The 23851-nt window shown below is 73.8% G+C and carries 18 protein-coding genes and 2 pseudogenes; 6 read left to right on the top strand and 14 right to left on the bottom strand.

All coding sequences use genetic code 11. From position 1 onward, the window contains the following. Positions 1-38: 38 nt before the first annotated feature. Positions 39-1706 carry a hypothetical protein gene (locus tag ACH34S_RS16140; protein WP_395953453.1) on the top strand — a complete coding sequence of 556 codons (1668 nt, stop codon included), beginning with the start codon at positions 39-41 and terminating at the stop codon, positions 1704-1706. Between the two features lie 197 nt (positions 1707-1903). Here the strand turns inward: ACH34S_RS16140 and ACH34S_RS16135 are convergent, their stop codons facing one another. Both ACH34S_RS16135 and ACH34S_RS16130 read right to left on the bottom strand, forming a co-directional pair. Then, positions 1904-2977 (bottom strand): S1 family peptidase, encoded by a 1074-nt coding sequence (locus tag ACH34S_RS16135; RefSeq protein ID WP_395953452.1) that lies wholly within the window; start codon positions 2975-2977, stop codon positions 1904-1906. A 194-nt stretch (positions 2978-3171) separates the two neighbouring features. Further along, positions 3172-3921: a S1 family peptidase gene (locus tag ACH34S_RS16130; RefSeq protein WP_395953451.1), complete on the bottom strand. Its 750-nt coding sequence runs from the start codon at positions 3919-3921 to the stop codon at positions 3172-3174. A 419-nt stretch (positions 3922-4340) separates the two neighbouring features. Between ACH34S_RS16130 and ACH34S_RS16125 the strand changes: the two genes are divergently transcribed. Both ACH34S_RS16125 and ACH34S_RS16120 read left to right on the top strand, forming a co-directional pair. After that, a complete protein-coding gene (locus ACH34S_RS16125) occupies positions 4341-5306 on the top strand; it encodes an ornithine cyclodeaminase family protein (protein ID WP_395953450.1) in 966 nt (321 codons plus the stop codon). Positions 5307-5596: 290 nt separating this feature from the next. Next, positions 5597-6121, top strand: a pseudogene (locus tag ACH34S_RS16120) (response regulator); the annotation flags it as partial. On the opposite strand, the gene ACH34S_RS16115 reads toward ACH34S_RS16120, so the two are convergent. From ACH34S_RS16115 to ACH34S_RS16090, 6 genes are all read right to left on the bottom strand, one after another. Continuing rightward, the gene (locus ACH34S_RS16115; protein WP_395953449.1) at positions 6053-7909 is read right to left on the bottom strand and encodes an ATP-binding cassette domain-containing protein; all 1857 of its coding nucleotides are present in this window, start codon (positions 7907-7909) and stop codon (positions 6053-6055) included. The pseudogene ACH34S_RS16120 and the gene ACH34S_RS16115 overlap by 69 nt on opposite strands. Further along, positions 7906-9609 (bottom strand): ATP-binding cassette domain-containing protein, encoded by a 1704-nt coding sequence (locus ACH34S_RS16110; RefSeq protein WP_395953448.1) that lies wholly within the window; start codon positions 9607-9609, stop codon positions 7906-7908. The genes ACH34S_RS16115 and ACH34S_RS16110 overlap by 4 nt, the downstream gene beginning before the upstream one ends. A 60-nt stretch (positions 9610-9669) precedes the next feature. Next, positions 9670-9780, bottom strand: coding sequence for a SapB/AmfS family lanthipeptide (locus ACH34S_RS16105; RefSeq protein WP_395953447.1), 111 nt, complete (start codon positions 9778-9780; stop codon positions 9670-9672). A gap of 5 nt (positions 9781-9785) precedes the next feature. Continuing rightward, positions 9786-12341: a class III lanthionine synthetase LanKC gene (gene lanKC, locus ACH34S_RS16100; RefSeq protein WP_395953446.1), complete on the bottom strand. Its 2556-nt coding sequence runs from the start codon at positions 12339-12341 to the stop codon at positions 9786-9788. 225 nt (positions 12342-12566) lie between these two features. Then, positions 12567-15521, bottom strand: a complete 2955-nt coding sequence (locus tag ACH34S_RS16095) for an AAA family ATPase (RefSeq protein WP_395953445.1) — start codon at positions 15519-15521, stop codon at positions 12567-12569. A gap of 172 nt (positions 15522-15693) precedes the next feature. Further along, on the bottom strand, positions 15694-16950 hold the full coding sequence (locus ACH34S_RS16090) for a glycosyltransferase (protein ID WP_395953444.1): 1257 nt from the start codon (positions 16948-16950) through the stop codon (positions 15694-15696). Positions 16951-17129: 179 nt separating this feature from the next. On the opposite strand from ACH34S_RS16090, the gene ACH34S_RS16085 reads away from it, so the two are divergent. Together ACH34S_RS16085 and ACH34S_RS16080 are read left to right on the top strand one after the other, a co-directional pair. Then, positions 17130-17738, top strand: a complete 609-nt coding sequence (locus ACH34S_RS16085) for a histone deacetylase (RefSeq protein WP_395953443.1) — start codon at positions 17130-17132, stop codon at positions 17736-17738. 10 nt (positions 17739-17748) lie between these two features. Continuing rightward, positions 17749-18204 (top strand): peroxiredoxin, encoded by a 456-nt coding sequence (locus tag ACH34S_RS16080; protein WP_395953442.1) that lies wholly within the window; start codon positions 17749-17751, stop codon positions 18202-18204. 76 nt (positions 18205-18280) lie between these two features. On the opposite strand, the gene ACH34S_RS16075 is transcribed toward ACH34S_RS16080, so the two are convergent. Continuing rightward, positions 18281-19909 carry a CocE/NonD family hydrolase gene (locus tag ACH34S_RS16075; protein WP_395953968.1) on the bottom strand — a complete coding sequence of 543 codons (1629 nt, stop codon included), beginning with the start codon at positions 19907-19909 and terminating at the stop codon, positions 18281-18283. A 188-nt stretch (positions 19910-20097) separates the two neighbouring features. On the opposite strand from ACH34S_RS16075, the gene ACH34S_RS16070 reads away from it, so the two are divergent. Then, a complete protein-coding gene (locus tag ACH34S_RS16070; RefSeq protein WP_395953441.1) occupies positions 20098-21180 on the top strand; it encodes a mechanosensitive ion channel family protein in 1083 nt (360 codons plus the stop codon). Between the two features lie 15 nt (positions 21181-21195). On the opposite strand, the gene ACH34S_RS16065 is transcribed toward ACH34S_RS16070, so the two are convergent. The 5 genes and pseudogenes from ACH34S_RS16065 to ACH34S_RS16045 form a co-directional block, all read right to left on the bottom strand. After that, complete coding sequence (locus tag ACH34S_RS16065; protein WP_395953967.1) at positions 21196-21603, bottom strand: ankyrin repeat domain-containing protein; 408 nt, start codon at positions 21601-21603, stop codon at positions 21196-21198. Positions 21604-21687: 84 nt separating this feature from the next. Then, positions 21688-22047 (bottom strand): annotated as a pseudogene (locus tag ACH34S_RS16060) (ATP-binding protein); the annotation flags it as partial. Between the two features lie 50 nt (positions 22048-22097). Further along, the gene (locus ACH34S_RS16055; protein WP_395953440.1) at positions 22098-22811 is read right to left on the bottom strand and encodes a lysophospholipid acyltransferase family protein; all 714 of its coding nucleotides are present in this window, start codon (positions 22809-22811) and stop codon (positions 22098-22100) included. A gap of 118 nt (positions 22812-22929) precedes the next feature. Next, positions 22930-23556 carry a GPP34 family phosphoprotein gene (locus ACH34S_RS16050; RefSeq protein ID WP_395953439.1) on the bottom strand — a complete coding sequence of 209 codons (627 nt, stop codon included), beginning with the start codon at positions 23554-23556 and terminating at the stop codon, positions 22930-22932. A 2-nt stretch (positions 23557-23558) separates the two neighbouring features. After that, positions 23559-23840: a hypothetical protein gene (locus ACH34S_RS16045; RefSeq protein WP_395953438.1), complete on the bottom strand. Its 282-nt coding sequence runs from the start codon at positions 23838-23840 to the stop codon at positions 23559-23561. Positions 23841-23851: the final 11 nt, after the last annotated feature.

Below are 23851 nucleotides of genomic sequence, written 5' to 3'. Positions count from 1 at the left end.
CTCACACGACCTCTGTCAACGCACAGAAGGGAATCACGGTGAGGCGCTGGAGAACAGCCCTGATCAGTGTCGCCGCCATCGCGGCGTTACTCGTCCCCGTACAGACGGCCGCGGCCGACGGCCCCAAGGAGTGGCAGCCCCGCGGATTACCGTCCGGAGCGCACTTCAAGCTGGGCCACAGCAAGATCAAGCCACCCGCGCGGGCCGCCGCGGCGGCCGACCACACCATCACGATCCGCGGCATCGACCTGGACGGTCAGCCGCTGGCGCCGCTGGCGAGCCTGGTCGATCTGGCGAGCGGCGCGGAGTACCCGCTCACCGAGTCCGGTGCCACGCTCACCGGCGTCGTCCCGGCCGGCGACTACAGCCTGACCGGGCTCGTCGTCACGGGCGACGTGTTCTCGCCGACCGACCTGGCCCTGTACGGCGACCCCACGCTGACCGTGGCCGGTGACGTCGACCTCACCTTGGACGCCCGGACGGCCACGGAGATCAAGTCGGTCAGCCCGTCGGCGACCGCGACCGAGTACCAGAGCCGCGCGCAACTCGTCCAGGAGGTCGCCGGGCAGCTGCTCTACACGATCGTGACCGGCGGACCCGACAGGACCCTGCGCGCGTGGCCGTCAGACGCCACCACGAACCGGCCGTACGACTTCGTCTACGTGGAGGCCAAGACCGATCCGGCGAACTCGCGGGCGTACAAGCTGGCGTTCCCGTCGGCCGGGCGCATCCCCGCGAACCTGACCTTCACCGCGGCACAGAGCAGCCTGGCGCTGGTCAACACGACCTACTCCTCCCAGCGGGTGCCGTCCGACCGCCCCGGCGCCCACACCACGCTCGTCGACTTCGACGGCATCGACGAGTCGAGGCTGGGGCTGGAGATCCCCGCCGGCGCGCCGAGCACCCTGCAGGTCTACTACACCGCCAACGGCGTGAGATGGAACGGGAACTACTTCTACGAGGCGGGCGGCGGCGGCTGGGTCCCCGAGCAGCAGACCGCGTTCCACGCCTACACCGCGGGGGCCACCCACAACGAGACGTGGAACAAGGCCGCGTTCGGCCCCACCACAAGCGTCGGGCATGGGGAAGGGAAGATCCTCTTCGGCTCGAAGCCGACCGACACGGGGCAGCAGGGCTACGAGAACCTCAGCGGCAACACCACCACGGGGACGACCGGCACGGTCACCCTCTACCGCAACGGGCAGCAGGTCGGCGTGAGCACCAACCCGCTGGCCGGCGACTGGACCGTGCCGCCCGAGTCGGCCGGCTACCAGGTGCACATGTCCACGCAGCGCAACATCGGCTGGTCGAAGTACGCCACGAAGATCGACGCCCGGTGGACGTTCACCTCCGCCGAACGGCCCGGTAACCCGCTCGACAACGAGTTCCGGCTGCTCCAGCCGCGGATCACCGGCGCCTTCGACAGCACCGGGAGCGCGCCGTTCGGCAGCAGGTTCCCGCTGGCCGTCGCCGTCGAGCGCGGCCCGGGCGGGAGCGCGGTGACGTCGATCTCGCTGCAGGCGTCCTTCAACGACGGCGCCTCCTGGGTGAACGTGCCGCTGACCGGCAGCGGCACCGACCGGTGGGGCGGCACTGTCACCCATCCCTGGTGGAACAACGGCTTCGTGTCCCTTCGCTTCAACGCCTCCGACGGCTCCGGGAACTCGGTGCAGCAGACCGTGACCCGCGCCTACGGCCTGCGCTGACGCCGGGCTGACGCGGTCCCGGGCGCTCTCGCGGGCGTTCCGGGGCCGCATACCGCGTCCGGGGCCGGGTGCGCGGAGGCCGCCCCCTGAACGCGGAGAACGAGCGGCGGGCCGCCTCCACGGGAGTCCGTGTGGAGGCGGCCCGCCTTCTCAGGAGCCGTTCGACCGGCCGATCGGGGGATCAGCCGATCAGCCGATCAGTAGATCTCGACGCCGTACACCTGCATCGGCTCGCTGACGGGCTGGAAGAACGTCGTCCCGCCCGACGAGCAGTTGCCGCTGCCGCCGGAGGTCAGGCCGATCGCGGTCGACCCGGCGATCAGCGAGCCGCCGCTGTCGCCCGGCTCGGCGCACACGTTGGTGCGGATCAGGCCGCTGACGCTGCCCTCCTGGTAGTTCACGGTCTGGTTGAGCGCGTTGACGGAGCCGCTGTGCACCTGGGTGGTGCTGCCGCTGCGCGTCACCTGCTGCCCGACCGCGGCGTTGCCGGCGGCGGTGATGTCGCGGGTGCCCTGGCCGTAGAGGCTGACGGCGCCCTGGGTGTCCGCGGGCGTGGACGAGTACTTCACGATGCCGTAGTCGTTGCCGGGGAAGCTGCTGCCGGTGACGTTGCCGAGCGTCTGCCCGGAGCTGTCGGTCCACGTCGTGCCGATGTTGGTGCAGTGCCCGGCGGTGATGAAGAAGTACTCGCTTCCCTTCTTGACGTTGAAGCCCAGCGAGCAGCGGGATCCGCTGGTGCGGATGGCCTCGCCGCCGAGCGTGAACTTCTGGAACTTCCCGGCGACCCGCTCGGTCCGGACGGCCGCGCCGTGCTTGGCCGCGGCGGCCTGGACCTTCTTCAGCTTCGCGCCGGTGACGGTGCTGTCCAGCGTGAGCAGGACCTGGTTGGCGGCCGGGTCGACGGCCCAGGCGGTGCCCGGGATCGTCGCGTCCTGCTTGAGCGCCGACATGATCTTCTTGAGGTAGGAGCCGTTGCGCGCGACGGTCTGCGGGACGGCGCCCGCGTCGCGCACGGTCTGGGCGGCCTCGGCGTCGGTCACCGTGACCACGAGCTTGCCGCCCTTCAGGTAGGAGCCCGCCGAGCGGGCGCCGAGCCGCTTGGCGAGCGTCGCGGACGTCTCGCCGGGTCCTGCGGGAGCGGCGGCGGCCACGGGAGCTGCGGCCGACGTCGTGGTCATGGTGGGAGCGACGGCGAGCGCGCCCGCCACGAGAGCGGCCGTCGACGCCGGCACGGCGACGGTGAGCACACGCCTCTTGGTGATCTTCAACATGCCTCCACGGGGGGTTGGGCGCACCCTGCTGGCGCGCCGGAGGTCCTGATCATCGTGCTGGAAGTGTCAGGGCGGCCGAAAGACGCAGAAAGTGACCAATTCGCGACAGAGCGCTTGTCACCCTGGCGGTGGCTCCGTGGTCAGTGCGGGAAATCGTGGCCTGCAACGGACCAAGGGAACCGATTCGGCGGCCGTCAGTAGACCTCCAATCCGTAGACGTCGAGCGGCTCGCCGATGGGCTGGACGAACGACGTCCCGCCCGGGCAGCGCCCTTCGGCGCCGACCACGATCCCGATGGCGAGGTGGTCGGCGAAGACCGGTGCGCCGCTGTCGCCCGGCTGGCTGCACACCGCGATGTGGATCAGCCCGCCGACGCTGCCCTCCGGGTGGTTCACCGTCCGGTTCAGGCCCCTGACCAGCCCGGTCCGGGTGCCGGACGGGGCGGTGAGGGTCACGGGCCGGCCCACCTGGGGAATGGTGACGCCGGTGATGTCGTAGAACTCGCCGTGCGCCCTGACGCCGCCCTGCGTGTCCTGCGGAGGGGAGGCGTAGCGGACGATGCCGTAGTCGTTGCCGGGGAAACTGCTGCCGCCGGTGACGCCGAGGGTGCGTCCGGAGGCGTCCGTCCAGGTGCCGCCGGCCCGGGCGCAGTGCCCTGCCGTCAGGAAGAAGTAGGCGTCGCCCTTCCTGAGGTTGAAGCCGAGCGTGCAGCGGGTTCCGGCGGTGTGGATGGCGTCGCCGCCCAGGCCGGTGATGGCGGCCGGGCGGGACGGCGCGGCGGGCGCGCCCGCGGATGCGGGAGCGGCGGGTGAGTGTGCGGTGGATGCGTGCGCGGCCGGTGCGGTGGCGGTGGCGATCGGGGTGGCGGTGGCGAGGGAGGCCGCCAGCAGCCCGGCCGCTACCGCCGCGGCGGCGGTGTGCGCACGCGCGGGTAGGGACTTCACGGTGCCTCCAGGGGAGCGGGCGCACCCGGCCGGGTGCGTCGGAGGTCACGGGTCATGCTGAAAGAATGACGAAGACCACGTAAGGCAAGAAAGTGACAAATCACTGGCGACAGGATTGTCACAATGGGTGGTCGGGCGTCCACCTGATCGTCACGATGGCCGCTGTGCGGGGGACGGCCGCGCCGCTCGATCCGCTGTCCGGGGTGGGCCGGAGGTGCGCGAGAGGTGCGCGAAGTGATGTCGCCGCCGGGCCCGCACGCTGACGATGAAGGGCGTCGCGAGCCGGTCGATTGGGGCTCAAGAAATGCCGGAAGATTGGCTCCTTTAATAGACCAATCGTCCTGCGGGGCCGTCGCCCCGCGGGGGCCGGGGGTGTCCGGGTAGTGGCGGCGCGATGGGCGGGACGGGAGAATGGTCCGGTGACGCTCCTTTTGACCCGTTCCGACCTCGAAGCGCTGCTCGACCCCGCCGGCTGCCTGGACGCGCTGCGCCGCGGCTTCACCGCCGGGGAGGGCGAGGCGGTGGCGCGCCGGGTGGTGGGCAAGCTGCCGGGCCAGGGCACCGCGACGGCGCTGCTGCCCGGCCTGGTCGAGGAGATCCCCGCCTACACGGTGAAGGTCAACGCCAAGTTCCCGGGCAGCAGGCCCGCGCTGCGCGGCGTCGTCTGCCTGCACGATCTCGGCACCGGCGAGCTGCTGGCACAGCTCGACTCGGCCACCGTGACCGCGTGGCGGACGGGCCTCGCCGCCGCGCTCGGCACGCACGCGCTGGCCCGCCCCGACGCGGACGCGGTCGCCGTGATCGGCGCGGGGGCGCAGGCGGAGCTGGTCATGCGGGGGCTCTCCGAGCTGCGCGAGGTGCGCCGCCTCACCGTCTGCGACCTGGACGCCGCCCGGGCCGCCGGCTTCGCGGAGCGGCACGGCGAGCGGCTCGGCCTGACCGGCGACGGCGCGGTCGCCGTCGCGGCTGACCCGCGCGCCGCCGTCGCGGACGCCGGGATCGTCGTCATGGCGACCTGGGCGCGGCGCCCGATCCTGCACGCCGCGGACGTGACCCGCGGTACGCACCTCACCTCGCTCGGCGCGGACGAGCCCGGCAAGGCGGAGCTGTCGGCCGACCTGCTGGAAGGCGCCCGCGTCGTCGTCGACGACGTGCCGCTCGCGGTGGAGATGGGCGTGCTGGCCGGAGCCGGACTTGACGTTAAGCACGCGGCCGGAACGCTCCGTGATCTGCTATGTGGCCAGGTGCCCGGACGGGTGAAGGGGAGCGAGATCACGGTCTACGCCCCGGTCGGGCTTCCCTGGCAGGACCTCGCGGTGAGCTGGGCCGCCTACCGCGCGGCCCGCGCGGCGGGCGCGGGAACGGAGTTCGACTTTCTTTCCTGATCATGTGTAGAGCGCACTTTTTGCGGTATAAGTACGTCCGGAATGGCCCTTTGTGACGCTCTTTACAATGACGCCATGAATAGTGTTGACTCCGGGCGGTAGGTCATCCCCCTGACTATAACTCCGTCAAGGTGGCGCCCTATGGAAGATCGTTTTTGTCCGGCACAGCCCGGTCTTCCCGTCCGATCTCCGCCTCCAGACCCCGGCCGGAATGCGATTCGGGAAAAGCATTCGCATAAGCCGTGGCGGTTTTGCCGCGTATCGCCGCCGGTCAAGGCTAGGAGACGAAAATGATTCGGATTCTGCTCGCCGAGGAGGCGCCCCTCCTCCGCGGCGGGCTGGTCGCCTTGCTCGACGACGTGAAGGATCTCGATGTCATCGCGGCTTTAGGAACCGGTGAGCAGGTGCTTGCGACGGCGCGCAGACAGCGGCCCGACGTCGCGCTGATCGACGTCGGGCTTCCCGGCCTGGACGGCTTCGCCGCGGTCTGCGCGCTCCGCGAGGCCGTGCCCGAGTGCCGCACCGTCCTGTTGTCGGGCCGCCGCCGCACCGGCGACCTGCGCCGCGCGGTGGCGGCGCGGGCGGCCGGACTCGTCCTGAAGGACACCTCGCCCGGTGACCTGGTGGACGCGATCCGGCGCGCCGCGAACGGATCGCGCGTCATCGACCCCGACATGGCCTTCACCGAGCTCGGCTCGATGGACAGCCCGCTCACCGAGCGGGAGGTCGAGGTGCTCGCGCTCGCCTCACGTGGCGCGTCCGCGGCGCAGATCGCCGAGGACCTCGTCCTGACGATCGGCACCGTCCGCAACCATCTGTCCCGAATCAACCGCAAGGTCGGCGCGCAGAACCGGATCCACGCCATCCGGATCGCCGAGGAGGCCGGCTGGCTCTGAACCGCCGGGTGACCGCGCCTCCCACCGGCCGATGAGGTCCCGGTAGAGAGGGGACACCGCGGGCAGCTCGGCGTGCCGTCCGAGCTGCGCGCGGGTCCCGTCCAGGACCAGCACGCGACGCGCCCGCGCCGCGGAGCTGATCCGGTGCGCGATGACGATCAGCGTGCCGGGGCGCCGCGCGAACGCCTCCTCCGCCCGCGCCTCCGCGGACGCGTCGAGCCGGTAGGCGGCCTCGTCCAGGATCACGATCGGCTGCGGTGCCAGGAAGGCGCGGCACAGCGCGACGAGCTGCCGGTCGGCCTCCGACAGGTCGGCCGGGACGAGCTGCGCGCCGTACCCGCCGAGCCGCTCGGCGAGCCGCGCCAGGCCGATCTCGTCGGCGGCGCGTTCCACCTGCTCGGGCGCGGCGTCCGGCGCGTAGTAGGCGAGGTTGTCGCGCAGGGTGCCGCTGAACACGTACGCCTCCTGCGGGATGAGCACCCGCCGGTCCGGGTCGCCGGGCGGGTGGCCCTCCACCAGCACCTCCCCGGCGGTGGGGGAGACGAGGCCCGCGACGAGGGCGGCGAGTGTCGACTTCCCGATCCCGCTCGGGCCGACCACGGCGAGGTGGTCACCGGATGGGATGACGAGGTCGAGGTCCTCGATCACCGGCCGCGCGCCCTCCCCGTAGGCGAACGACACCCCGCGCAGCTCCACGGCCGGGGCGCCCGCGACGGGGGACGCCGCGTCCGGGCGGGCGGGCGGCGCGGGCGCGCTCGTCTCCAGGATGCGGGCGAGCGTCACCGCCAGCCGCAGCCCGCTGCCGCCCATGCCGTGCACGAGCGTCCGCAGCGCGGGCTGCAACCCGTGCAGTACATAGGTCAGCGCGCCGATCAGCACCCCCGGCGTGGCGCCGCGCCGCATCAGCCATGGCGCCGCCGCCAGGAGGAGCAGCAGCGGAAGCCAGCCGCTCACCGCGAGCGAGACGGCGCGGAGCGCCGCGAACCGCGCCACCGCGCGCCCGGCCGCGGCCTGCGCCTCCACCGCGGCGCCCAGCTCCGCGCGGATCGCGTCCTCGCCGCCGCAGGCGACGGCGTCCCGCAGCCCCTCGGCCAGCGCGGTGGTGCGCTCGGCGATCTCCTCCTCGCCGACGACCAGCGCCCGCTGCCGGACGGCCGCCGCCCCGAACACCGCCCCGAACAGCACCAGCCCGAGCACCAGCGGCGGCACCACCAGCAGCGCCACCTCGGGCATCAGGGTGACCAGGCCGATCAGCGCCGCGCCGGTCGCGAACAGGAACCCGCGCACGATGACGAGCAGCCCGCCGAAGGTGTCCCGGACGATCTCCACCTGGTGCGTGAGCCGCGCGACCGCGCCGGTGTCGGGGCGCCCGTTCAGGGAGCGGCGCAGTGCCCCGTCGGCGACGCGGCGGACGAGGTCGTCGCGGAACGGCTCCACGATCTCGGCGAGCGCGGGATAGAGGCGGCGGCTGCCGAATGCCCCGGCAGCCGCCGCCAGGGAGAGGACGGCGAGCCAGATCGCCGCTTGCGCGGTACGTCCCGTGCGGAACGCGTCGACCGTCTCGCCGACCGCGCGGCCGAACACCGCCGTCGGCACCGCCTCGACCGCCGACCACGCGGCGGCCCGCGCCACCGCGCGCGGCTGGGCCTTGACGGCGTCGCCGACCGTCTGCCGCAGGACCCGTGCCGCGTCCCGCCTGCTCCTCACCTGGCACCTCCGAAGAGCACGCGGTAGTCGGGGTCGTCCCAGAGCTTCGCGTGCGGGGCCAGGGCGCGGACGCGGCCGTCCTCCAGCCACGCGACCAGGTCGGCGCGCGCCGCGGTGGACGCCCGGTGCGTGATGATCAGCCGGGTGCGGTCCGCGAGCCGGTCCAGCAGCGCGTCGGTGATCTGCAGCTCGGTGACGGTGTCGAGGCTGGACGTCGCGTCGTCCAGCACGAGGACGCGCCCGGCGTGCGCGAACGCCCGCGCGAGGCCCATCCGCTGCAGCTCGCCGCCCGACATCGGCGCGTCGGCGAGGGGGGTCGCGTAGCCGCGCGGGAGGCGGCGGATGAAGTCGTCGGCGCGGGCGGCCCGCGCGGACTCGCGCAGCCACGCGGCCGGCGGCCGCGACGGCCCGAACGCGAGCGCGTCCTGGACGGTGCCGCCGAACAGCGCGGGCCGGGCGAACGCGTAGCCGATCTCGCGGCGCAGTTCCGCCCGGGCGAGGTGGGGGAGCGGCGTGCCGTCCAGCAGGACCTCGCCCTGGTCGGGGTCGGCGAGGCGGCCGGCGAGCGCGGCGAGCTCCGAGGTGCCGGCGCGTCCGGTGACGGCGACGGCGAGGCCGCCGGGGACGGTCAGGTCGAGGCCGTCCAGCACGCCGCTCGCGGCGGTGACGCCGCGGAAGTCGAGGCGGCCGGGCCCGGAGGGCAGGGACTCGCCGCCATGGGTGGGCGCGGGGAGCGCGAGGACCTCGGCGGCGCGGGCGGCTCCCGCGCGGGCCCGGCCGAGGCGCAGCAGCTGCGTCAGGACGGGCCCGAACCCGGCCGCGAGCGCCGTGTACTGGACGATCGCGACCAGCTCGCCGGGCGAGACCCGTCCGGCCGCGAGCTCCGCGCCCGCGACGCCGACCGCCGCGATCTGCAGGAGCAGCAGCGCCAGCAGCCCGCGCGCCGCGATGCCGCCCTGAACCCGCCACATCGTCTCGCCCTCGGCGCGCAGCCCGGGCAGCGGCTCTAGGACGCGGCCGGTCTCGCGGTCGACCGTTCCGGCCGCGGCGATCGTCCGGCATCCGGCGAGGGCCTCGGCGAGCCGGCCCGCGATCGTGCCCTGGACGGTGAGGTAGCGGTGCGCGGTCGCGCTGATGTCGCGGACGAACGCGCGCAGCAGCAGGAAGATCGCCGGCAGCGCCACCGCGATCGCCAGCGCGACCCGCCAGTCGATCAGGAACAGCGCGACCAGCGCCCCGGCGGCGGGCAGCAGGCCCACGGCGGCCTCCGGCGCGGCGGCGGGCGCCACCCCGGCCTCGGCCGCGCCGCCGACCACCCGCCCGGCGACGTCGCCCGGCGGGACGCGCAGCGCGGGACCGACCGCGAGGACGTGCCTGACCAGCGTGTGCCGCAGCCAGGCCGTCGACCGCGCCGCCGCGCAGCCGGTCGAGAGCTCCGACAGCACCTCCGCCACGGCCGACACCACGACGAGCGCGACGCACGGCCACACCGCCGCGGCGGCCGGGGCCCCGCCCGGCGGCACCGCGTCGATCGCGCGGGCCAGCGCGTACGGGAGCAGCACGGCCGCGACGGCGTCCGCCAGCGCGGCGGCGGCCACGAGCGCGGTCCAGCCGCGGGCGCGCCCGGCGGCGCGCAGCAGCAGCCGGTTCGCACCGGCCGTGGCGGGGGCCGCGCCGCCCGTGGCGGGGAGGGTGGTCATGGGGTCTCCAGAACGAAAGGCGGCCATGGCCCGGCGAGGGGCCATGGCCGCCGACCGCCGTTACAGGCAGATCGTGACACTGTGCGAGCTGTGGCAGAGGATGCTCAGGCTGGAGTTGTGCCCGCCGCCGCCGTTCTCGCTCGTCATCCCCTGAAGGTCGAGAAGCGCCATGTTCTTCACCTCCTTTCGGGCTGGATAGAGGTGGCCGCCGTAGGTTTTCCTACGGGGAGTTCGTGGGCCGTCCCGAAGAACGGGAGGCCGGGGGCCGGGTCGTGAAGGGCCGCGCCCAGGGCCAGCAGGACACCTGCCGTGCCGGTCGCGAGGTCCATGGACAGGCGGTACATATGCTCGCCCGGGAACGCCAGGCCGCCCGAGTACGGCAGCGCGTGCCAGGCCAGGTCGCGGACGTGCCCCGCCACCCGCGCGTCGTCGCGGCCGTGGCGGGCCAGGTAGAGGAGCATCCCGGCGCGCCCGCCGAACAGGCTCGGCTGCGCGTAGTACCGCGACATCGCGGCGACGCGGATCGCGCGCCGCGCCTCCTCGAATTCCTCGTCGGGGCGTTGCGCGAGGTACTCGTCTAGGACGAGCCCGATCCCGACGCTGCCGCGTCCCAGGTACGGGAACACCCGGTTGCCCTGGTCGACGTGCAGCGCGCCGTTGTGGTCGGTGACGCAGGCGGCGAGGTCGCGGCGCAGCGCGGCGGCGGCGAGGTCGAGCAGGACCGCGTTGCCGGTCCGCTCGTAGAAGCGGATGAACATCAGCGCCACGCCGGCACCGCCGTGCATCAGGCCGGGGCGTGCGCTGGGGCCGTCCGCCGCGCGTCCGGCGACGATCTCGGCGGCGCGGCCCGCGGCGCCGCGCAGGGACGTCTCGCCGGTCGTGTCGGAGAGGTCGGCCAGGGCGAGCGCGACGCCGGGCAGCCCGCCGTACAGGTCGTCGCCGAGCCGTTCCCACCGCTCGTTCAGGCAGTGCCCGACGGCGGTGAGCGCGTCGTCGCCGCGCCCGAGGCGGGCCAGCGTGTACGCGGCTCCCAGGAGGCCGTCGTACAGGCCGATTCCGGTGCCGCGCCTCGGGTCGGCGACGCGCGCCGCCAGCCAGTCCTCGTGCGCGGGGAGGCGGCCCGCGCCGGTCGCGTCCAGCGCGTACAGGACGCCGGCGGCGCCGTGCGCGAGCCCGAGCGACGCGCCGTCGAACTGCTCGGGGTCGCCGGGGAACAGCCGGTCGGCGCGGTCCGGGGTCGCGCTCGCGCGGATCGCCAGCGACAGGGACTCCCTGGCGCGGGCCCAGCCGGGCGCGTCCGGGACGAACTCCGGCGCCGGCACCGGCTCGGCGCCCCGGGTGATCTCCGCGACCGCCTCGTCCAGGAACGTCCGCGGTACCGGGAAGTTCGCGGCGATCAGCTCGGCGAGCTGCGGCGCCTTGCCCCGGTCGATGACGAACAGCGTGGTCAGCGGGACGAACAGCGCCAGCCGCAGGCACGCGAGGCTGTAGAGGTCGACGTCGGTGCCGCGCCGGTCGGGCGGCGCGAGGAACGCCGGGTTGGCGAGGGTCTGCCGGCCGCGGTCGGCCGCGGGCGCCGCCGTCTCGAAGTCGATCAGCGAGACCGAGTCGTCCGGGCCGACCATCACGTTGAACATGTGCAGGTCGTTGAAGGCCACGCCGCGCTCGTGGATCGCGGCGACCACCCGCTCGACGCCCGCGTGGACGCGCAGCGCCCATTCGGCATAATCGGCGGTCTTTTGCGGGTCCGGCTCCGGGTCGAGCATCGGATGCCGTTCCGCGAAGAACGTGTTGAGCGTCCGTCCCTCGATGAACTCCTGGACGAGGAAATGGTGCTCGCCGAGCGTGAACCAGTCGAGCGCCTCGGGCACGCCCTCGATTCCGGCGAGCTTGCGGAGAACGTCGCGTTCCCGTTCGATGCGCGTTACCGCGTCCGCTCCGTCGGCGGCGAGCCCGGCATGCGGGCGTCCCTCTTTCAGGACGACCTTCCGCCCGGAACGGGTATCGGTCGCCTCATAGACCCCGCCGCCGTTGGAGAAATGCAGCGCCTTGGTGATCTGGTACGGCAGATCGGTCGTCGTGGTGGCGCTGCGGGCTTTGAGATGCGGCTCCAGGCACTGCGGAAGGGTCACCCAGCCGGGAACGGAGAAAACCGGCTCGCGGCGGTCGGGCACCAGTTCCCCGTCGCCGTTCTCCAGCGCGGGGACGAGCTTGCCCTGCTCGTCCAGGCAACGCCGTTCGGCGAAGCCGCCGTACCGCACGTGCAGCGGACCGGAGCCTATCCGCAGGTCACTGAGGATGTAGGGGCCGGGGAGGCCGTCCAGCCGGGCGCCGAGCTCGGCCAGCACGCGCTCCAGCTCGCGCTCGCCGTCGGGGTAGATCGTGACGAGCTTCCCGCTGGCGCCGCGCGGCGCGTATTTGGCGTTCCGCATCCGGAGCGTGCCGGGGCCGCGCAGATGCTTGAACTCGATGTCGTTGTCGACGCAGTATTCCCACACGCCGGACAGGATCTCCGTGGCGCTTTCCGCGCATCCCGAGACGTGCACTTTCCAGCCCTGTAGCGGGGCGCGGCGCTGCGGCGGATCGTAGACGATCCACTCGTCGCCGAAAATCTGTTCCCAGCCCGCCGGAAGTTCGCGTCCGGTGATTTCGAAGTCGGTGCGGCGGGTGACGGGTGGCGCGTCGTAGAACAGCTTGTCCGCGAGGCAGTAAAGCTCATACCCCTTGTCCACTGCGGCATTCCCTCCTGCGCTCGCCAACCCGTTTGGCGCTCACAAGGGAAGAGCGTTCCAGTTCAGACCGGTATAGGCCAGTACCGGAAATAACGAATGGCATGTGAAGAACTACCGTCCGCTGCGTGTGCCCGTAACCGTACCGGTGCGTGATCGGCCGCTGACAGGGGGAGATCACGGAGAGAGACGGGAGGGGGAGGCGGAAGGGGGAAAGAAGCGCGGCGGTCAGCCGAGACCTTCGCGGTGCGCGACCGCGGCGGCCTGGGTGCGGCTGGCGACGTTCAGCTTCGCGAGGATGTTGGAGACGTGGACGCTCGCCGTCTTCGGGGAGATGAACAGCCGCGCCGCGATCTCCCGGTTGCCGAGCCCGTCCGCGACCAGCTTCAGGACCTCGCGCTCCCGCCCGGTCAGCGCGCCGAGCGGCCCGGACGGGCCCGGCGCGGGCGCCCCGGCGGCGGAGCCGAGCCGGGCGCGGGCCCCGAGGTCGCGCAGCGCGGCCAGCAGCGGCTCCGCGCCGAGCCGTTCGGCGGTCGCGACCGCCGCCCGCCACTCCGCCGCGGCCGCGTCCCGGTCGCCGTGCTCGGCGAGCGCCTCGGCCAGCCGCCACCGCGACCGCGCCACCTCGTAGACGAACCCGCCGTGCGGGTCGCCGTAGGTGAACAGATCGGTTGCCTTGCGCCACAGGTCCACGTCGTGGACGCCGTCCACGCGGCGCCGCTCGGCCTCCGCGCGGGCGAGCCAGGCGTGCATTTCGAGCCCGAGCCAGGCGCGGGGGAGCCCGTCGGTGGTGACCGCGGAGACCGTCCTCGCGCGGTCCAGCAGCGCGTCGGCCGCCTCGGCCGCCGCCCGAACCGCCTCCTCGTCACCGGCGGCGCGGGCACGGGAGGCGATCTCGGCCTGTGCCCACAGGCCCGTCGCCGCGAGCCGGATCGCGCCGTCCCCTTCGGCGTAGACGGTGCCGAGGACGTTCGCGACGTGCCCGGCCCCCGCGTGCGGATCGCCGCGCCACAGCGCGTGCTCGGCCGCGAGGCCCCGGGCGAGGAAGTTGAGGAACAGGTCCTCGCCCCACAGCGGCTCGATCCACCGCAGCCGCTCGTCCGCACGCGGCGCGGCCTGCGCGACCTCGACGAACAGCGCGTACGCGGAGATCTGCGCCTCCGCGGGCCGGACGACCTGGACGGCGAACTCGTCGGCGATCCGCTGCGCCCCCGCCCAGTCCCCGGTCGTGTAACGGATCAGGTACCGCAGGGACCGCATGATGATGCCCGCCCCGCTCCACCGCAGGCCCTCGTCCAGGACGAACCGCGCGCCCTCGTCCGCGGCGCGCGCCGCGCCCGCGAGATCGCCGCGGTCGAACATCGTCCGGGTGTAGTGGAACCTCGCGCGCACCGCCACCGGCGCCGCCTGCGGGGTGTCGGCCGCGTCGGCCAGGTCGCGGGCCCGCGCGAACACCTCCGCCACCCCCGAGTCGGCCTCCCGCGACTCCCGCCACAGCCCGAGCGTGACCAGCAGCGCCGCCTCCGCGCCTGGAACCCCGGCGGCGCGGGCCTCCGCGACGGCCTTCTCCGCGAACTCCGGCATCTCGCCGTCGGGGTCCCGGAAGAGCAGCGTGCGGGCGTAGGTGGCGAGCGCCCAGGCGCGCTCGGGCGCCGCCGGGTCGCCCGCGAGCATCGTCACGGCGTCCCGCGCGGTCGCCTGCGCCTCGTCGTCCTCGTCGATCTCGCCCAGGCAGGCCGCGAGGTGCTCGCGGATCTCGGAGCCGAGCCGCAGGTCAGCGGGGTCGGCCTCGGCCAGCAGCCGGCGCAGCCGGTGCGCGGCGCGGCGCGGCTCCCCGGCCCGCACCGACTCCTTCGCCGCAAGCAGCGACAGCCGGACCCGGGGCATCCCGGCCGCGGCCTCCGGGTCGGGGACCGCGTCCCACAGCTCCAGCGCCCGCTCGTAGTGCCCGAACGCCTCGTCGGGCGCGCCGAGCCGCCCCGCCTCCCGGCCCGCCCGGACGGACGCCGCGAACGCGGCGGGCAGGTCGTGCGCGGCGAGGCTGTGGTGCGCCAGCTCCGCCGCCGAACCGCGCGTCCCGTCCGGGAGATCGGCGAGGAGCCGCGCGAAGTCGGCGTGCAGCCGGGTGCGCTCGCCCGGCAGCAGGTCGGCGTAGACGGCCTCGCGCAGCAGCGCGTGCCGGAAGGTGTACCCCGTCCCGGACGGGACGAGCAGCTGGTGCGACACGACCTCGCGGAGCGCCTCGCCGACCGCCGCCTCGTCCAGCCCGGACACGCGGCGGGCCAGCTCGTCGTCGATGCGGCGCCCGGCGACCGCCGCGACCCGCACGACGCGCTGCCCGGCGTCCGACAGCCGCTCCATCCGCGACAGCAGCAGGTCGGCGAGCCCGGCCGGCAGCCCCGCGGGCTCGCCGCCGGGGACGTCGACACCGGCCGAGTACAGCTCGGCGGCGTAGAACGCGTTCCCCTCCGACCGGCGGTGCACCCGCTCGACGACGTCCGCCGTCACCGGCACGCCCCCGCGCGACAGTTCGGCGAGGTACTCGGCGGTCTCGCGCGGCCCGAACGGGGCGACCGCGACGCCGGTCACGTTCGGCAGCCGCAGCAGCTCCGCCACCACCGGACGCAGCGGATGCCGCCGGTGCAGGTCGTCCGACCGGTACGTCCCGACGAGGCACACCCGCTCGCGCTGCAGGACGCGGCAGAGGAACGTCAGCAGATGCCGGGTCGACCGGTCGGCCCAGTGCAGGTCCTCCAGGACGAGCAGGACGGGCCGCTCCCGGCCCAGCTCCTCGAGCAACCCGAGCACCGCCCCGAACAGCTGCTGCTGCCCGAGCTCGGTGACCGAGCCCGGCTCGGCGCCGCTGTCGGGCAGCAACCGGCCGAGCACCGGGCGCGCGTCGAGCGCGGCCCGGACCGCGTCCGATCCGGGGGCGCCGGCGTGCGCGGCCGTCCACAGGGCGTCCGCGAGCGGCAGGTACGGCACGCTCTCGCCCAGCTCGGCGCACTGCCCGACGAGCACCGCGTAGCCGTCGTCGCGGGCGGCGCGGACCAGCGCGGACACCAGGTGCGTCTTCCCGACGCCCGCGTCCCCGCTGACCAGCACGGCCCCGGCGCCGTGCCCGGCGGCACGCGCCAGCGCGGCCTTCAGCTCCGCGAACTCGGCCGCCCTGCCGATCAGCACGAATAGCCCCTTCCGGTCACCAGCCAGTATCCCAGCCGGCGGGGGATGACCGGGCGGCCCCGGACGTGAACGGGCCCCGGATCGGGGGTGTAGATCCGGGGCCCGCGGGTTGGTCGGCCGAGCGCGGCTCGTCCTTTGGTTGGTGGCCGGGTGGGGGCTGGAGGACGGTTGCTCAGCCGGTGAGGGCGGGGGTCCGGTCGGTGTCGTGCTCCGCCTCGTCCTCTTCGGCGGCCGAGTCCGCCTCGGGCTCCGGCTCGGCGGGCAGGACGCGCTGGTACGCGCGGAGCGTCTCGGCGGCGATCCGCTCCAGCGAGTACCGGGAGCGGGCGCGGTCGGCGGCGGCGATCGAGTAGCCGTGGAGCGTGGTCTCCTCGGTGAGGAGGTGCCGGATGGCGCGCCCGATCACGACGGGCCGTCCCGCCGGGACGTGCACGCCGGTGATGTGGTCGAGGACCTCGTCGGCGTTCCCGCCCGCCGGGGTCGCGACGACCGGGACGCCGCAGGCCATCGCCTCCAGCGGCACCGACGGGCACGGCTGGTGCGGGGTCAGGCAGAGCGCGAGGCTCGCCGTCCGCAGCAGCTTCGGCAGCGCCTTGCGCGGCAGCCGGCCGAGGAAGATCACCCGGTCGTTGACGTGCAGCTCCTTGGCGAGCAGCACCAGCCGGTGCACGACGGGGTCGTTCTCCAGCTCCTCGCGGACCGGGCCGCCCGCGATGGCCAGCTCGGCGTTCGGGACGTGCACCAGCGCGCGCAGCGCGGTCGCGACGTCCCCGGCCTCCAGATCGCCGCAGATCATCACCAGCCGGCGCCGGTCGCCGCGCGGCATCGCCGGGCCGGCCTGCGCGAACTGGTCGCCGTCCACCCCGTAGGGGACGACGGCGACGCTCGGCCGCGGCACGCCCATCCGGACGAGCGCGCTCGCCTCCTCGGCATGCCCGGCCAGCACGACGTCGGCGTCGCGCGCGATGGCCTTCTCCAGCCGGTCGCGGTGCGGGTGCACCCGGTTCCCGGCGCGGCGCTCGGCGGCGGCGACGCCGTGGTAGCTCTGCGCGAACGGGATGCCGAGCTCGCGGGCGACGGCGCAGGCGGCGAGCCCGCCGACCCAGCCGTGCGCGTGCACGATGTCGGGGCGCCCGGCCCCGGACCAGCGGCGGCGCAGCCCGTCGGCGAAGTCGCGGACGTGCTTCAGCAGCTCGTCGTCGGGGAGCGGGCGGGCGGGCCCGGCGTCCAGATGGACGAGCGCGGCGCCCGGCGCGAGCTTGACCCGGGCGCGGGCGGTCTTGTCCTGCCGCCGGGCGTACACGGTAACCTGGTTCGGCTTCCCGTCGGCGGACAGCGGACGGGTCAGTGAACGGGCGAGATCCCGGACATGGACGGACTCGAGGTGTTCGCCGTCAAGGTCGGAGGCGGACACGAGAGCGATGTTCAACGCGCGGTGCATACGGATCCTCCGGGACAACACAGGGGAAGCACGGAGGTATCTGCGTCGTAGACACCTGCTTGGTCAGTCTCCTATCCGGCCGCAGCTCCCGTCAAACCTCGCGAATCGGATCTCCCGCCCCGTTCGGCCCACCGCACCGCCGCTCACCAGGGGAGACAATGGATCAGATGGACGACGAACCGCTCTGGTACGTGGCGTACGGATCGAACCTCTTCCGGGAGAGGTTCCGCTGCTACCTGTCCGGCGGCCGTCCGGCGGGCGGGAACCGGCACTACACCGGCTGCCGCGACCCGCGCCCCGCCCGCGCCGACGCGCCGGTCACGGTGCCCGGCGGGATCTACTTCGGCTACACGTCGCTGGTCTGGGGCGGCGGGATGGCGTTCTACGACCCCGCCCTGCCCGGCCGCGCCGCCGCCCGCGCGTACCTGCTCACCCGGCGCCAGTTCTGCGACGTCCTGTCCCAGGAGATGCGCCGCGGCGTCGGCGCCGACCACGACCTGTCGGAGGCCGTCGCCCGCGGCCGGCAGCGCCTCGGCCCGGGGCGGTACGAGACCGTCCTGAAGGTGGGGGAGCGCGACGGGCATCCCATGCTCACGTTCACCTCCGCCGACCCGCACCCGCCGAACGCGCCGACGGCCGCCTACCTCACGATGCTCGGCAACGGCCTGCGGGAGGCGCACGGCTGGTCCGCCGAACGCGCGGGCGCCTACCTGGCCGGCCGTCCCGGCGCCCGCGGAACCTGGACGTCCGCCGACATCTCCGCCCTTCTCGGCTAGGTTCGGGCCTATGAACGCCGGTGACTATGTCGACGACTTCCAGCTGCCCGACGAGACGGGCGAGTTCCGCACGCTGACCGGCCTGCTGGAGCGGGGCCCGGTCGTGCTGTTCTTCTACCCGGCCGCGATGACGCCCGGCTGCACCGCCGAGGCCTGCCATTTCCGCGACCTGGTCGCCGAGCTCGCCGCCGTCGGCGCCCACCCGGTCGGCATCAGCGCCGACCCGGTCGCCAAGCAGAAGGAGTTCGCCGACAAGCACTCCTTCGGCTACCCGCTGCTGTCCGACCCGTCCGGCGACGTCCGCGCCCGCTTCGGCGTCAGGCGCGGCCTCGCCCTCATGCCGACCAGGCGGCAGACCTTCGTGATCGACACCGACCGCCGCGTCCTCGCCGTGATCAAGAGCGAGATCCGGATGAACGCCCACGCCGACAAGGCCCTGGAGGCCCTGCGAAAGCGGGCGTCCTAGAGAACCGGCGGCCTCCGCTCGCTGGCGCTCGCTGCGTCCGCCGTCGAGAGGGAGGGCGCCGCCTCTTGGTGGCGTCCTAGCCGTCGACGACCGGGAGGTTGACGGTGGACGGGTGCGCGGGGGAGTGGAAGATCTCCTGGTCGGCGGTGAGCATCTCGGTGGCGGTGCCGATGGGGGCGCCCGTGCCGGGGTTGCGGGCGACGCGCGGATAGGCGCCGGACGCGACCTGCACCCGGATCCGGTGCCCGCGGTGGAACCGGTGACCGGCGGGCCACAGCTCGATGGCGACGTGCCGGACGCCGTCCTCGCCGGGCTCCGGGGTGCCGGGGACGAGCCGCCGCATCCCCTCGCACAGGTTCAGCGACTCCCCGTCCGGGGTGACGTCGCACAGCCGGACGACGAAGTCGGTGTGCTCCCGGTTCGACCGGATGTACAGGTCGGCGGTGACCGGCCCGATGATCTCCAGATCGTCGTCGAGGACCTCGGAGGTGTAGGTCAGGACGTCCCGGCGCCGCTCCAGCCGCTTCTGGTCGGTCGAGGGGTGGGTCTCGCCGAGCATCGTCGGGCCGCCGAGGAACGGGGTCGGGTGGTGCGGGTCGTAGCGGTAGGTGTCGGGGTCGGACTCGGGCGGCTCGCCGGGGGACAGGGCGCCGTCCGGCTGCAGGCGCCACCGCTCCTCCCGCATCCCGGGGACGGGCCAGTCGGGGAACTCGCGCCACTCGTCCGCGCCCGTGATGTACAGCCGGACGGGCTGGTCCCGCAGCTGCGACGGGTCGTCCAGCAGGTGGGCGCGGAACCAGGCGACCGACTCGCCGATCGAGCCGCGCATCATCCGCTGGTCGGCGTGGAACCACGGGCCGATCGTCAGGTAGGGGCGGCGCCCGGCGGCGCGGAGCGCGGCGTAGTCCTTGATCTGCCAGGGCAGGAAGATGTCGTACCAGCCGCCCGTCATGTTCACCGGGGCCGTGACCTTCGACACGGTGGGGGAGAAGTCGCGCCGGTCCCAGAACGGGGTGTCGGGGCCGTTGACGAGGAGGTCCTGGAAGAAGCGCTGCTGCTCGCCGGTCGCGAGCTTGTCGAGCTCGGCGATGGGGCGTCCGGACAGCGTGGCCCGGCGGGCGCGGCGCGGCGACAGCACGGCCGCGGAGACGCTGGACAGGGAGTTCTTCATCCGCGCGGTCATGTCCACCCAGATGAGCGCGGACTCCAGCGCGAACGTCCCGCCGACGTGCACGGCGTCCCGGAACGTGGACGCCGTGACCTGCATCGACAGCGCCTTCAGCGCCGGCCCGGCGTCGGCGGCGACGGCCCACTGGACGTAGCCGAGGTAGCTCGGGCCGTGCATGGCGAACGTCCCGCCGAACCAGGGCTGTGACGTCAGCCACTCGACGGTGGCGAGGCCGTCCTCGCGCTCGTCCAGCGCCTCGAACACGCCGCCGGACCCGAACCCGCCGCGGACGCTCTGCACCACGACCTGGAACCCGTGCGATGCGAACCCCTGCCCGCACATCAGCCCGAACGGCCCGCGCCGCCCGTACGGGGACCGGACGAGCACCGTCGGCGCCCGCTCCACGTCGGCGGGGGCGTAGTGATCGGCCAGCAGCGTGACACCGTCGCCGGCCGGGACCTCCAGGTCGCGCTCGACCGTGACGCGGTGGGGGCCGTTCCGCAGTCCCAGCGCCGTGACCCCGAGCCGGCGCATCATTCCCACGCCTACCACCTGCTCGATCGTAATGGCCCCATGGAACGCTTCCCGTCCCGGGAGCCCGTGATGTGCCTCGCACGCTGCGCGCCTTCACTACCATCGGGGACGCACAAGCATGGCAAATCGGACGTCAAGGGCAGCCCAGGGGGCGGCCGGGGCGTCCGGGCGGAGGGAGAGATGCACGCGTCATGGACGACCTGAGCTGGGAGCGGATCATCGTCGCCGCGATCGTGCTGGCGGGCGCCCTGGCGATCGCGGTCATCCTGCGGTTGCTGACCGGACGCCTGTTCAAGCGGGCGGGCGACACCCGGTGGGCCTGGGACGACCTCGCCGCCCGGCTGATCAGGGACCTGGCCGTCCCCGTCTCGGTGATCCTCGGCCTGTGGTTCGCGGCGAAGACGCTGCACCTGCCGCGCGGCACGCTGGACGTGACCGCCAAGGTGCTCGTCGCCGTGACGATCTTCATGGTGTCGCTGGCGCTGGCCCGGCTGATCGCGAACTCGGTCAGCTCGTTCGCGCTGACCGGGCAGGGCGGCGCCGCCGCCAATGTGACGATCTTCGCCAACATCGCCCGGGTGGTGGTGATCGGCGTCGGCGTCCTGGTGATGCTGCAGAGCCTCGGCGTGTCGATCTCGCCGCTGCTCGGCGCCCTGGGCGTCGGCGGCCTCGCGGTGGCGCTCGCGCTGCAGGACACCCTGGCGAACCTGTTCGCGGGCGTGCACGTGCTGGCGTCCAAGACGATCGAGCCCGGCGACTACATCAAGCTGGCCACCGGCCAGGAGGGGTACGTCGTCGACATCAACTGGCGCAACACCTCCATCCGGACGCTGTCGGACAACATCGAGGTCATCCCGAACCAGCGCTTCTCCGACACGATCCTGACCAACTACCACCGTCCCGCCCAGGACATGTCGATCATGGTCTACGCGAAGGTGGCCTACGAGGTCGACCTGGACCGGGTGGAGGAGCTCATCACCGGGGTCGGCGAGGACGTGATGAAGGACGTGCAGGGCGGCGTCGAGGAGTCGAGCGTCCTGGTCCGGTTCGACGACTTCAACGACGCGACCGTCGGCTTCCACGTCATCCTGCGCTCGACGGAGTTCGGCGACCAGTTCCTCATCAAGCACGAGTTCCTGAAGCGGCTGCACCGGACGCTCCGCGAGGAGGGCGTCGCACCGCCGTACTGGCACCACCGCGTCGTCCTCAGCGAGACGGCCGCCGGCACGACGCCCGGCCCCGAACTGTCGCAGAAGGACGGGCTGCCCCTCTGAGGGCCGCCCGGCCGGTCAGCCGCCGGGTGGGGGAGGCATCTCGCCGAACCAGGCGAGGAACTCGGCGGCGCCGAACATCCGCGCCGTCTCGACCGCGGACGGCGACCCGGTCCGCGGGTCGGCGCCCGCGTCGAGCAGGGCCCGCACCACGTCCGGCTCCTTCTTGAACACCGCGCCGGCGAGCGGCCGCTGGCCCCGGTCGTTGGCACGTTCCGGGTCGGCGCCGCGCGCCGCGAGCGCCCGGACGGTCCCGGCGTGCCCGTGGTAGGCGGCAAGCATCAGCAGCGTGTCGCCCTTGTCGTTGGCCAGGTTCGCCGGGACCCCGGCGTCGACGTACTCGGCCAGCTCCGCGGTCCGGCCGCCGCGCGCCATCTCGAACAGCCGGGTCGCGAGCTCTTCCATCTCCGGGTCGGCCTCGCTCATGTGCGGAACCTTACTGTTCGCGGTGAGCAGCACGCCGAAGCTGTCCTCCCGGTACCGCAGGTGCTTCTCCAGCGCGACGAGCGCGCCGTTCTGGGGCAGCGTGCGGAAGCGGACGTCGTCCGCCAGCGCCCTCATGATCAGCAGCCCGCGGCCCCGCTCCGCGCCCGGAACGGGGTCCGGGACGTTCCCGGGCTCGAACCCGCGCCCCGCGTCGATCACCTTGATCACGCAGCGGCGGTCCTGGATCGTGGCACGCACCGTGTACCCGGCGCCGTCCTCGGCGTGCTGGATCACGTTCGTGCAGGCCTCGGTGAGCATCACCTCGATATCGCCGCGGATGTCGGCATCCACCCCGAGGGCGGTCAGCGCCGCGTCCAGCAGCCTCCGTGTCGCCGGGACGCTCGCCGCGTCCCGGGGGAGCAGGAGGTCGAGGCTGATCTCCACGTCCTCTCCGTCCGTTTCCGTCCCTGTTGTTCGTGCCCTTCCGGGCACCCTCAAACATCGGACGGGCCCCCGCGGCCGGACGGGCCGGGCGCTCTCGGCGCGTAGTCGTCGACGTACTCCTGGCCGGACAGCCGCTGGATCGCCGCCATGATCTCGTCGGTGACCTGCCGCGCCGCCTTCCCGCGCGGGACGCCGTCGTCGCGCCCGGCGAAGTCCATCGGCGCGCCGATCCGCAGCCCGATCCGCCCCGGTTTCGGGACGGCCCGCCCCACCGGCTGCAGCCGGTCGGTGCCCTCGATCGCCACCGGCACGACGGGCGCGCCGGTCCGCATCGCCAGCCGCGCGACGCCCGTCCGGCCCCGGTACAGCCGGCCGTCCGGCGACCGGGTGCCCTCCGGGTGGATCGCGAACACGCCGCCGCGCTCCAGGACCGCCGCCGAGGTGTCCAGCGCGGCGACCGCCGACCGCCCGCCGGACCGGTCGACCGCGATCATGCCGAGTCCGCGGAAGAGCGCCGCGACGGTACGGCCCTTCACGCCCGTCCCGATGAAGTACTCGTGCTTGCCGAGGAAGTGGACGCGCCGCGGCACCATCAGCGGCAGGACGAACGAGTCGAGGAACGCCAGGTGGTTCGCCGCCAGGATCACCGGCCCGATCCGCGGGACGTGCGCGAGGCCGCTCACCCGCGGCAGGAAGGCGACGCGCATCGCGGGCCCCATCAGGACGTGCTTCAGCAGGGGATAGATCACGCGATCGGGCTCCATGTACGAGAAGGCTATGGTTCGCGCGATCCCGGCCGCCGCTCGCGCCCGGTACAAGTTCGCCCATCCGGCCTTGTAGGACCCCGCACTTGCGGCTTCGCGCGCCGCGTGCGGCCGGTGGTCAGCCCGCGGCCTCGGCGGCGTTCTGCGCGCGGATCACCCGGCGGACCGCCGGCGCGGCGGGCCCCGACCGGGCGGTCAGCTCCTCGATCCGGCGCCGGTGGCGCCGCCGGTCCCGGCCCGGCAGGACGGTCTTCAGCTCGCCCGCCGCCGCCAGCGCGACCGCCGCCGCGTCGTAGCTGTTCACGTGGGCGGCCGGACGTCCCCGCAGCGCGGAGGACGCCCCGCCCCACAGCGCCTTCACCACCCGCGGGTCCTTGACCGTGATCTCCCGGTACGGGAACAGGCCGAGGGCTTTGCGCGTCCGCACCCGGATCCAGCCGCCGCGGACGAGCTCGTCCCGCACCGCCGTCACGATCGCCTTGCTGTCCTTGCGCACCCAGTGCTGCCAGGACCGCGGCCGCGACGCCGCGATCTGCGCCAGCACCCCGTACGGGTCGTCGCCCGGCGTTCCCGGGACGGGCCTGCGCCGCTCCTCGCCGAGCCTGCCGTCGAGGTAGAGCTCGGTGAGCGCTGCGGCGCGCAGCACGTAGCCGAGCCGCGCGCCGTGCTTGGTCATCTTGTGTGTGGTGGTGTCGTAGGCCAGCAGGAACATCCGCGCCGGCAGCGATTCCGGAACATCGACCATGGCTAGTCCTCGCTCCCGCCGCCGCGCGCGGGGCCCGGCGGGTCTTGCTCTGTGTGCTCTTCGTGCTCTTCGCGTTCTTCCTCGGGTTCGGTCTCCTTGCGGGGACGGCCCCGGCCGCGCATCCGGCCCGCCGACCCGGGCATCCGGCCCGCGTCGGCGAGCGCCCGTCGCAGCAGGAACTCGATCTGCGCGTTGGTGCTGCGCAGCTCGTCCCCGGCCCAGCGCGCGAGGGCGTCGTGCACCGCCGGGTCGAGCCGCAGCAGGATCTTCTTCCGCTCAGCCACTGGGCAGGGGG

Origin of the sequence: Actinomadura sp. 3N508 (assembly GCF_044326375.1) — a bacterium.
Taxonomy (GTDB): domain Bacteria; phylum Actinomycetota; class Actinomycetes; order Streptosporangiales; family Streptosporangiaceae; genus Spirillospora.
This window is presented reverse-complemented; position numbering and strand designations above follow the sequence as displayed.

Coding starts and splice junctions, on each gene's coding strand:
- ACH34S_RS16065 (WP_395953967.1), bottom strand. CDS start 21,603: ATGAGCGAGGCCGACCCGGAGATGGAAGAGCTCGCGACCCGGCTGTTC.
- ACH34S_RS16055 (WP_395953440.1), bottom strand. CDS start 22,811: ATGGAGCCCGATCGCGTGATCTATCCCCTGCTGAAGCACGTCCTGATG.
- ACH34S_RS16075 (WP_395953968.1), bottom strand. CDS start 19,909: ATGATGCGCCGGCTCGGGGTCACGGCGCTGGGACTGCGGAACGGCCCC.
- ACH34S_RS16110 (WP_395953448.1), bottom strand. CDS start 9,609: ATGACCACCCTCCCCGCCACGGGCGGCGCGGCCCCCGCCACGGCCGGT.
- ACH34S_RS16080 (WP_395953442.1), top strand. CDS start 17,749: ATGAACGCCGGTGACTATGTCGACGACTTCCAGCTGCCCGACGAGACG.
- ACH34S_RS16105 (WP_395953447.1), bottom strand. CDS start 9,780: ATGGCGCTTCTCGACCTTCAGGGGATGACGAGCGAGAACGGCGGCGGC.
- ACH34S_RS16135 (WP_395953452.1), bottom strand. CDS start 2,977: ATGTTGAAGATCACCAAGAGGCGTGTGCTCACCGTCGCCGTGCCGGCG.
- ACH34S_RS16085 (WP_395953443.1), top strand. CDS start 17,130: ATGGACGACGAACCGCTCTGGTACGTGGCGTACGGATCGAACCTCTTC.
- ACH34S_RS16070 (WP_395953441.1), top strand. CDS start 20,098: ATGGACGACCTGAGCTGGGAGCGGATCATCGTCGCCGCGATCGTGCTG.
- ACH34S_RS16050 (WP_395953439.1), bottom strand. CDS start 23,556: ATGGTCGATGTTCCGGAATCGCTGCCGGCGCGGATGTTCCTGCTGGCC.